This is a genomic window from Lutibacter sp. (assembly GCF_041596795.1).
Lineage (GTDB): Bacteria > Bacteroidota > Bacteroidia > Flavobacteriales > Flavobacteriaceae > Lutibacter.
This window is the reverse complement of sequence record NZ_JBFHHX010000107.1, coordinates 1-11263: the sequence shown is the minus strand read 5'-3', so window position 1 is coordinate 11263 and position 11263 is coordinate 1. Positions and strand designations below refer to the sequence as shown.

General features: G+C 28.4%; 8 protein-coding genes. 5 read left to right on the top strand and 3 right to left on the bottom strand.

From position 1 onward, the window contains the following. Positions 1–906 (top strand): glycosyltransferase (locus ABY298_RS11845; RefSeq protein WP_372746269.1); only part of this gene is annotated, 906 nt, incomplete at its 5' end. A gap of 225 nt (positions 907–1131) precedes the next feature. Here ABY298_RS11845 and ABY298_RS11840 read toward each other — a convergent pair. After that, positions 1132–2040, bottom strand: a complete 909-nt coding sequence (locus ABY298_RS11840) for a glycosyltransferase family 2 protein (RefSeq protein ID WP_372746268.1) — start codon at positions 2038–2040, stop codon at positions 1132–1134. Between the two features lie 9 nt (positions 2041–2049). Then, complete coding sequence (locus ABY298_RS11835; RefSeq protein WP_372746267.1) at positions 2050–2733, bottom strand: cell division ATP-binding protein FtsE; 684 nt, start codon at positions 2731–2733, stop codon at positions 2050–2052. Between the two features lie 201 nt (positions 2734–2934). Here ABY298_RS11835 and ABY298_RS11830 point away from each other — a divergent pair, with 201 nt between their 5' ends. The 4 genes from ABY298_RS11830 (at position 2935) to ABY298_RS11815 (ending at position 10894) form a co-directional block, all read left to right on the top strand. Continuing rightward, positions 2935–5946: a tetratricopeptide repeat protein gene (locus ABY298_RS11830; protein ID WP_372746266.1), complete on the top strand. Its 3012-nt coding sequence runs from the start codon at positions 2935–2937 to the stop codon at positions 5944–5946. Between the two features lie 56 nt (positions 5947–6002). Continuing rightward, the gene (locus ABY298_RS11825; RefSeq protein WP_372746265.1) at positions 6003–7730 is read left to right on the top strand and encodes a TonB-dependent receptor; all 1728 of its coding nucleotides are present in this window, start codon (positions 6003–6005) and stop codon (positions 7728–7730) included. Between the two features lie 66 nt (positions 7731–7796). Further along, positions 7797–9200: a M20/M25/M40 family metallo-hydrolase gene (locus ABY298_RS11820; protein ID WP_372746264.1), complete on the top strand. Its 1404-nt coding sequence runs from the start codon at positions 7797–7799 to the stop codon at positions 9198–9200. 74 nt (positions 9201–9274) lie between these two features. Continuing rightward, positions 9275–10894: an amidohydrolase gene (locus ABY298_RS11815; RefSeq protein WP_372746263.1), complete on the top strand. Its 1620-nt coding sequence runs from the start codon at positions 9275–9277 to the stop codon at positions 10892–10894. Here the strand turns inward: ABY298_RS11815 and ABY298_RS11810 are convergent. Next, positions 10891–11263 (bottom strand): hypothetical protein (locus ABY298_RS11810; RefSeq protein WP_372746262.1); only part of this gene is annotated, 373 nt, incomplete at its 5' end. The two genes, ABY298_RS11815 and ABY298_RS11810, sit on opposite strands and share 4 nt — an antisense overlap.

The following is an 11263-nucleotide window of genomic DNA, read 5'->3' as shown; positions in this document are numbered from 1 at the left end:
TATAATATTCGCCTTTTTTTTAAATTACTTTTCGTAAAAAAGGATATTTTACTTGCCAACGATTTAGATACTTTACTACCTAATTATTTAGTAAGTAAACTTTTTAATAAAAAAATAGTTTATGATAGTCATGAATTATTTACTGAAGTACCTGAACTAATAAATAGACCATTTCAACAAAATTTTTGGTTAAAAATAGAACAATTTATTGTTCCAAAATTGATATACGCATACACAGTTTGCGATTCAATAGCAATTCATTACAATACCATTTATAATTCCAAATTTCGAGTTATTAGAAATATTCCCATTAAAATTGAAGAACATAAAAAAGGAATGTTTCCTTTCAATTCAAAAAATAAAAAAATAATTTTATACCAAGGAGCATTAAATAAAGGAAGAGGATTAGAATTAATGATTGAGTCTATGACTTTTTTAGATACTGCTATTTTTTTAATAATTGGCAGTGGAGATATTGAAAAGAAATTACATGCGTTAGTTAAGGAATTAAACTTAAAAGAAAAAGTAATTTTTCTTGATAGAATTTCTCCAAATGAATTACAAAAAATAACACCTCTTGCTGATTTAGGTATAAGTATGGAAGAAGATTTAGGTTTAAATTACAGATATGCTTTACCCAATAAGCTATTTGATTATATACAAGCAAAAATTCCTGTATTGGTTTCTAATTTAAATGAAATGTCTAATTTAGTATTAACATATAATGTTGGAGATATCGTTTTAAATAGAAACCCAAAAGATGTGGCACAACAAATAACTAAGATTTTACAAAAAGACAAAGATTTTTATAGAAAACAATTAGAATTTGCTGGTAATGAATTGATATGGGAAAATGAATCAGAAAAATTAATAAAACTATTTAAGGATGTTAATTCTCCTATATAGTAGCTGATAATTCATAAATTTCAAAAAATAATCATTCTTATTTTCTAATAAATAATTTTCTTTAAATTCCATAACTTTTTTTATTAAAAACTCTTCAATATTATTAGAATGATAAGGTAGATGAGTGAAATAAAAAACACACCTCTTTTAACAGCTTTTAACTAAAAAAAATTAAATATTTCAATTTTAGTTATCAACCAATATTTAACCTTTATAATTACCCAATTAAACTACCTCACTCCTATTAACATTTGCAATAAAGCACAAATAGCTAAGTTTATACATATCAAATACAAACATATTTGGCTTTTTACTTTTTAAATTAAATTCAAATTTTTTATGAAAAAAAATATACAAATTCCTGAAAAACCAAGTTAATTTATAAGTTTTTAATTTTTGAAATACTTTTAAAATTTTTATAGAATCCTCAGTTAAAAGATGCTGAGTATTTAATTTATATAAATTTTCAATAGCTTGTTTTGTTTTCTCAATAAAAACAGCATTATCTTCTAATCCTAAATGAAAAACAGGATTCTCTATATGAACTATAATAATATTATTTTTTTTTAAATCTTCTGCAAAAAGCACGTCTTCGTAACCGTATTTATATAATTCATCATTAAACCGTGCACTTTCAAATACTGATTTATTAATTAAAAAATTTGCTCCTAAAAAACTCTTGTATGGCTTTTTACTTCTCTTTGATTGTGAAATTTCCTCTCTACTTTTCCCATAAAACCAACGCAAATAATTTTCACTAATTGGTCTTGTTTTTTCATAAATAATCCCACCACAATACACGCTTCCTTTATTAAATTGAATACATTTAATATAATTAAAAATAAAATTATTCGTTTCAGGTAAAACATCGGCATCTAAAAAAAGTAACCATTCATATTTAGCTTTTTCAACTAATAAATTTCTTATTTTACTCCTTCCAATATTACATTCTAATTTAATTAAACGCACATTTAAAATAGAACCAACACACTCATTTTCAACAGTAAATAAATTTGAACAGTCATCTAAACAGATAATCTCATACTTTATCTTAGTATTAATTAATTGTTTGTTTAAAACATCTATTAAAATTTTTATTTTATAATTATAAACAGGAATTAAAATAGAAATCATAGTGTTTTTTTAACTGCGCTGCTGCACAACTTCAAATAACTCACCGCCTTCGCACTTTATTGTTTTATTTGGAAATTTTAAAATAATGGCATAATCATGGGTTGCCATTAAAATAGTTTTTCCACTTTCATGAATTTCTTTTAAAACATTCATTACACCTACTGAAGTTGCAGGATCTAAATTTCCTGTTGGCTCATCGGCTAAAATTAAATCAGGATCATTTAGTAATGCTCTGGCAATTGCAACACGCTGCTGCTCACCACCAGATAGTTGAAATGGCATTTTAAAATCTTTTGTTTCCATACCAACTTTTCCTAAAACTTCCATTATTTTGGTTTTCATTTTAGCATTATCTTTCCAACCAGTTGCTTTTAAAACAAAACGTAAATTTTCAAAAACACTTCTATCATTCAGCAATTTAAAATCCTGAAATACAATCCCTAATTTTCTTCTTAAATAGGGAATTTCATTTTCTTTTAAAGTGTTTAAATTAAAACCAACAATACTTCCAGTACCATTTTCTAACGGTAAATCTCCATACAAAGTTTTCATTAAACTACTTTTTCCGCTCCCAGTTTTTCCAATTAGGTAAACGAATTCACCTTCATCAATTTTCAAATTAACATTTGATAAAACTAGGTTTTCTCTTTGAAAAATTTGAGCATTTTGCAGCATTAAAATGTTTTCTGGCATAGGAATTGTTATTTTAAACAAAACTAAATATTTAAATGTAAAGTTTCAACAATTTAGTAGTTAATAATTTTAAAGTATTTATTTTAATTCTGAACAAAAATGTTAATAAAGTTCTTTATTAAAAATATAACTTTACAATGCAATTTCAATAAAATATTACGTTATTACAATATAAGTTAAATACATTCAATTTTAATTAAAATGAATTCTAAAAAAATTGTTCCAGCAATATTAATGTTTCTGATAACATTTTCAATATCAGCACAAAAAACAGAAATTTACACCAATAATCTTAAAGAATATAACCACGCTGTTGAATTATATAAAAATAATTCTTTTGCTGCTGCACAGGAAAAATTTGAAAAAATAAAAAACAATTTTGATAATTTATCTGAACAAAAAGCAAACTGTGAATACTACATAGCTAACGCAGCAATTAGACTTGGGCAACAAAATGCCGATGAATTAATGCAAAATTTTGTGGATAAATATCCAACAAGCACAAAAAGAAATGGCGCTTTTTTAGATATTGCTGAGTATTATTTTACAACGGGCAACTATACGTATGCTGCAAAATGGTATTCTAAAGTAAAAACCATTAATTTATCTATACAAAAGGAAGAAGAATTTAACTTTAACTACGGATACTCTTTATTTGCTACTAAAAATTTTAAATCTGCTCAAAGCTATTTTTTAAACTTATTAGATTCTCAAAAATACGGAGCAAGAGCCAAATATTATTACGGATACATTGCATATGATAGCGATGATTATACCACAGCCGATAAATATTTAGGTGAAGTTGCCAACGATGCATCTTACAAAACAGATGTTTCTTATTATTTGGCAGATATGAATTTTAAATTAGGCAAATTTGAAAAAGCTATTGAAAACGGATTACCTTTATTAAAAACAGCCCGAGGAGTTGACCATTCAGAAATATCAAAAATTGTTGGAGAAAGTTATTTTAACCTTAAAAATTACAAAGAAGCCTTACCTCATTTAAACAATTACAAAGGTAAAAAAGGGAAATTTAACAACACAGATTTTTACTTATTAGGCTATTCTTCGTACAAACAAAACGATTATGAAAATGCTATTAACAATTTTAATAAAATTATTGATGGAACAAATAGCGTAGCACAAAACGCCTATTATCATTTAGCAGAATGTTATTTAAAATTAGGTAAAAAACAGGAAGCCTTAAATGCTTTTAGAAATGCTAGTCAAATGGAATTTGAGCAAGATATTAAAAAAGATGCTTGGTTAAATTATGCTAAATTAAGTTACGAAATTGGAAACCCTTACAAAAGTGTTCCAGATGTTTTAAAAGAATATATAGATTTATACCCAAATTCTACATCAAAAAATGAAATAAACGATTTAATTATAAGTGCATACGTAACATCTAAAGATTATAAAGGTGCGCTAGAATTCTTAAAAAACAAACGCACAACAAAAGAGCAAGGTATATTCCAAAAAGTGGCTTTTTATAGAGGCGTAGAACTATTTAATGAAGAAAATTATGCTGCTGCAAAAGAAAATTTCGAAAACTCTTTAACTGTTTCTATAGATGCCAATACTACTGCTCAAGCTACTTTTTGGAAAGGAGAAACTAACTATCGCTTAAATAATTTTAAAGAAGCCATTTCCGATTTTAGGAGTTTTATCTCAAAAAACAGTAAAACTTCTGAAAATGATGATATTAACTACAACTTAGGTTATGCCTATTTTAAACAAAAAGAATTTGAAAATGCCATAGATCAATTCAAAAAATATGTTGCAAAAAACAATACAGATCCAATAAAAAAGAATGACAGTTATTTAAGAATTGGTGATAGTTATTTTATAACCAGAGACTACAACAATACCATTGCATTTTACAACAAAGCAATTGATATGAAAGGTGTTGATACGGATTATGCGCAGTTTCAAAAAGCCATTAGCTACGGTTTAGTTGGTAATGAAACCGCCAAAATAAAAGAACTAAATTCCTTTTTAAAAACACATACCAAATCCGGTTATAGAGATGATGCACATTATGTATTAGGAAATTCTTACATCAACCAAAACCAACACAATTTAGCACTAGAAAATTTTGATAAATTAATTACCGACTTTAAAAGAAGCCCTTTAGTATCAAAAGCAATGCTAAAAAAAGGCCTAATCTATTATAATACCGATAAAAATGAACAAGCCTTAACAACTTATAAAACGGTTGTAAAACAATTTCCAAATTCGGCTGAAGCTAAACAAGCCATTAAAAATTCTCGTCAAATTTATGTAGATTTAGGTAGAGTTGATGAATATGCTACTTGGGTAAAAGATATAGATTTTGTAAACATTTCTGATGCCGAATTAGACAATGATATGTATGAATCTGCCGAAAAACAATACTTGCTAAACGATCATAAAAAATCAATTTTAAACTTTAAAAAGTATTTACAAAGTTTCCCAAATGGATTACATAAAATACAAGCAAACTTTTATTTAGCACAATCATTACAATCTAACAATGAAGCCAGTGAAGCAATAAAATATTATACGTTTATAATTGACCAAGAGCAAAATGAATTTACAGAAAACGCATTGTATAAATTAGCCGTAATTTATCTTGAAAAAAATAATTGGAATGCAGCAATTCCTGTTTTGGAACGTTTAGAAAAAGAAGCAGACCAATTACAAAATAAAACTTTTGCACAATCTAATTTAATGAAAGGTTATTACGCGGCTGAAAACTATACAAAAGCCGTAAGTTATGCCGAATTGGTTTTAACTAATGTAAAAGTTGAAGATAGAATTAAATCTGACGCTCATATAATTATTGCCAGAGCAGCCATAAAAACCAATAATTATACAAAAGCCAGAACTGCTTATAAAAAGGTAGAAGAAATTGCTGGAGGCGAACTAAAAGCTGAAGCATTATACTACAGCGCATATTTTGAAAATGCCGATGGAAGCTACAGAGTTTCAAATGAAATTGTTCAAAAACTGGCATCAGATTATTCTGCTTATAAATATTGGGGAGCAAAAGGGCTAATAGTAATGGCTAAAAATTATAATAATTTAAATGATGCTTATCAGGCAACTTATATTTTAGAAAGCGTTCAAAAAAACTTTGCAAATTTTAAAGATGTGGTTGATGAAGCAACTACAGAACTAAATAAAATTAAAACAGAACAAGCCAAAACAAACGAATCTGTAAAAAATTAAATTGACTATTTATTTCTATGAATCATAATTCAATTTCACCAGTAAAAAAACAACAAATGCAAAAGATTTTTATCACTTTTATATCCGTTTTAATTTCAAGTTTTTCTTTTGCTCAGGTTAAAAAAGACACTTTAAAAACAGAAGAAATTGTTGTTGAAAAACCATACACACCAACAATTTCAGACGCTTTTAAAGTAAAATCAAATCCAACTATAGAAAATGTAGCCAATTTTTCTAAAGAAAAAGTAGCATATAGTATTTTTTCAATTCCGGTTGCATCAACATTTACACCAACAAAAGGAAAAGCCCAAAGCATAGCCAGAGCTCCAAAACAACGTGTATTTCAAAATTATGTAAGTGCTGGGTTTGGCACCTATACAAGTCCATTTTTTGAAGCATTTGTGCATACGGGAGATTCCAGATATAATGATTATGGCATTTTTATAAATCATTATTCATCTGAAGGAGGTATAAAAGATGTTCTATTAAACGATAATTTTTCCGATACCAGAATTGATTTATTTTACAAACAATTTGACCGTGATTTTAATTGGCAAATAAATGGAGGTATTCAAAGACAACAATATAATTATTACGGACTCTCAAATGATATAGTATTTGATGAAAGCTTTTTAAACAGTTTAGATGAAAAGCAAATTTACAAAACAATTTATGCAGGCGGAAAAATTGATTTTAATAGTGGCATATTAACAAATGCAACCGCAGAACTTGTAAATTTTACCGATTATTACGATAGTAATGAAATACGATTGCTTGCAAAACCTACTATTGAGTTTCCTATCTCTTCGGAAATAATTAGCACACAATTTTTAGTAGATATTGTTACAGGTAAATTTCAACAAGAATACACCTCAACTTCAAACTTAAAACATAGTTTTATAAACTTAGGGGCAAGTCCTAATTTTGAAGTTTTACGTGAAAATTTAACCGTTAATTTAGGCGCTAAAATTTATTATTCTAATGATTTGGAGCGAAAAATAAATAAATTTTACGCATATCCAAATGTATCGGCATCTGTTAAAATTGTAGATGATATTTTTATTTTAGTAGCTGGTGTAAATGGCGATTTAATTCAGAATACTTATAAAGATTTTTCTGAAGAAAATCCATACATCTCTCCTACTTTAACCATTTTACAAACCGACAAACAATACAATGCTTTTGTTGGCGCCAAAGGTAAACTAGCTTCAAATATTGGGTTTAATTTTAACGTTAGCCATAGTAACGAATACAACAAACCTTTATTTATTCAAAATCAAACTAAAACAGATGGTACTATTTTAGTAACTGAAAGTTATGAAGCAGGTAACTCATACAATGTTATTTATGATGATATAAAAACCTTAAGCGTTTTTGGTGAAATAACCATTGAAGTATCAAAAGAACTTAATTTTGGCTCAACTATAAACTATTCAAATTATTCAACTACCAATGAAATTGAAGCTTGGAATTTACCAACATTAACCGCTACTATTTCTGGAGATTTTCAAAAAAATAAATGGTTTGCAGGCGCTAAATTGTATTTTAGAGGAGAAACACAAGATTTTGTTATTCCGTATAACCCAACAGCAACATTTGGCTCAATTGTTAAAAATGATGCTTATTTAGATTTAAACTTAAACGGAGGCTATAATTTTACCGATAGATTAACCGCATTTGCAAAAATAAACAATGCTCTTGGCAGTAAATACTATTCATTTAAAAATTACCAAGTACAAACATTACAAGCCTTAGCAGGAATAACTTATAAATTTGATTTATAAAATACATATAACCAATGTTCAACTTTTTTGTGTAGTTTTATCTTTTCAAAAAAAAACTACACAAAAATGAAGCGTATTAGTATCTCAGCAATCCTGCTAATTTTTATAATTTCTTGTAACCAAAACAAAACAAATTCTACAATAGAAACAACTGTTAATAAAACAGATTCTATAACAATAAAAAACATATTTAATACTGCTTTAACTCAAGGTCAATCTTACCAATGGTTAGATTATTTGTCGAATGAAATTGGCGGCAGATTATCTGGCTCTCCAGAATCTTTAAAAGCTATTTCATGGGGAGAAGAATTAATGAAAAGCCTTGCATTTGATAAAGTTTGGCTACAAGACGTTATGGTTCCAAATTGGAAAAGAGGTGAAAAAGAAATCGCATATTTTACAGTAAACAATACTAAGTTTAATGTTCCTATTTGCGCTTTAGGAGGTTCAATAGCAACCCCAAAAGAAGGTATTACAGCCGAAGTAATTGAAGTAAAAAGTTTAGAAGAAGCCCAACAATTAGGAGAAAAATTGAGAGGAAAAATTGTTTTTTTTAATGGCCCTTTTGATGATACTCATATTCAAACTTTTAAAGCCTACAGCGGTTGTGCTGGCCAACGTTATAGCGGTGCAAAAGTTACTGGAGAATTTGGTGTAGCTGGGGTAATTGTTCGTTCTTTAACGCATAATATTGATGATTATCCACATACCGGCGCAATGAGTTATGATGATTTACCTGAAGATAAAAAAGTACCAACTGCAGCCATAAGTACCAAAGCAGCAAATTTATTAAGTGAAAAATTAAAAGAAAATCCATCATTAAAATTCTATTTTAAACAAAGTTGTGTAACCTTACCTGATGAGCCTTCATATAACGTAATTGGAGAAATAATTGGTAGTGAGTTTCCTAATAAAATTATTACAGTTGGCGGGCATTTAGACTCTTGGGATTTAGGAGATGGAGCACATGATGATGGTGCTGGCATTGTTCAATCTATAGAAGTGTTACGCTTATTTAAATTAAACGGTATAAAACCAAAACACACTATTAGATGTGTACTATTTATTAATGAAGAGAATGGTTTACGCGGCGGAAAAAAATATGCCGAAGAAGCAAAAGCTAAAAATGAAAATCATATTGCAGCATTAGAATCAGATTCTGGTGGCTTTACACCTCGTGGTTTTTCTTTTGATGCCAACAACACTAATACTAACTTACTTTTAAGTTGGAAACCTCTTTTAGCTCCGTATGGATTGCATGATATAGAAGAAGGTCATGCAGGTTCAGATATTGGGCCTTTAAAATCTGAAACCATATCGTTATTTGGGTACAAACCAGATTCTCAACGTTATTTCGATTATCATCATGCTGCAACAGATACTTTCGATAAAATAAATAAAAGAGAATTAGAATTAGGAGCGGCATCAATGGCATCATTAGTATATTTATTAGACACCTATTTAAATTAAAATTTGTATTTTAATTTAAATTACTATTATTCCTGCGTAGTAAGGAATTACCAAACTCATTAAAAATAAAATCAATGAAAAATTTATTTCTTTTTTTAGCAATTTCAACAATTTTAATGTCTTGTTCAAATAAAATTGAAGTTGACACTATTGTTATAAATGCGAATGTTTATACAGTTAATAACGAATTTAAGAAAGCAGAATCTTTTGCTATTAAAGATGGTAAAATTATTGCCATTGGCACTTCTGTTGAAATTCAACTAAACTATAAACCCATAAACATTATAAATGCTCAAGGAAAAACTATTGTACCTGGTTTTATTGATGCACATTGCCATTTTTATGGATTAGGATTACAACAGCAAAAAGTAAATTTAGAAGGCACCAAAAGTTTTAATGAGGTTATAGAACGTATTGTTGCTTTTCAAAAAGAAAAAAATGTAAGTTATATTACTGGTAGAGGTTGGGATCAAAACGATTGGGATATTAAAGAATTTCCTACAAAAGAAAAATTAGATTCTTTATTTCCAACTACTCCAATTGCAGTAACAAGAATAGATGGTCACGCTTTATTAGCAAATCAAGCAGCAATTGATTTGGCCGGAATTACAATAAAAACACCCTTTACTGGTGGAGAAATTTTACAAAAAAATGGAAAATTAACTGGAATATTTATTGATGCTCCAATGGAATTGATTGAAGCAAAAATTCCTGCACCATCAAAATCAGAACAAATTCAAGCTTTAAAAGATGCAGAAAAAATCTGTTTTAATTCTGGTTTAACAACTGTAGATGATGCAGGGCTTTCTAAAGATGTTATTGAACTTATTGATAGTTTACAACAAACAGGCGATTTAAAGATTAGAATATATGCAATGGTTTCTGTAAGTGATGAAAATATAGATTATTTCACTAAAAAAGGAATTATTAAAACCGATTTGCTAAATGTTAGATCGTTTAAAGTTTATGCTGATGGTGCTTTAGGCTCGCGAGGCGCAGCAATGAAACAACCCTATAGCGATCAACACAACCATTATGGAGCATTAGTTACTCCGTTAAAAGATTTAAGAAAATACGCAATAAAAATAGCTGCATCTAATTATCAAATGAACACTCACGCTATTGGAGATTCTGCCAACTATGTGATGTTAAGAGCTTACAAAGATGTATTAAAAGCTAAAAACGATAGACGATGGAGAATTGAACATGCTCAAATTGTTGATAAATCGGACTTTATCTATTTTAATAATGTAATTCCATCTGTACAACCAACACACGCTACAAGTGATATGTATTGGGCTGAGGATAGAGTTGGCGCTGAAAGAATTAAAGGAGCTTACGCTTATAAAGATTTATTAAATACTTATGGCAAAATTGCTCTAGGTACAGATTTTCCAGTAGAAAAAGTTAGTCCGTTATTAACTTTTTACGCAGCAGTAGCAAGAAAAGATTTACAAGGTTTTCCTGCGAACGGATTCCAACCTGAAAATGCATTATCAAGAGAACAAACTTTAAAAGGTATGACCATTTGGGCTGCATATTCCAACTTTGAAGAACATGAAAAAGGCAGTATTGAAATTGGAAAATTTGCAGATTTTGTAATTCTTGATAAAAACATTATGGAAATTGAAGAGTCTAAAATTCCATCTATAAAAATTGAAGGAACCTATATTGCAGGGATAAAAGTAAACTAATTATTTAAATTACTAGCCTTATATTTTTTTATGGACTCTATTAAGTTTTCAGACAATTTATGTAACCACTTTAATTGCTCAGAAACCAACAAATTTTCCTTTAAATGAGCTCCTGTAATTGGAGAATGCTCCATTCCATCGGCTATTTCAGCATCTCTTTTGTCTGAAAGTTTGTTAAACGCTTTTTCGTAAGAGTTTTCTGCTTCCGTAATTGAAAGACTTGTTTTCTCTGGACTTATAGTCGTTCCATCAAGAATACTTATTGCTGTTTTTATATTTAAACAAATATTTTCAACATAAATATCAAACTCCATTGGAGCTGCAGATGTTTTGTTATTTCTAAAATAAGAGCCAAGTGCCGTTAATGAT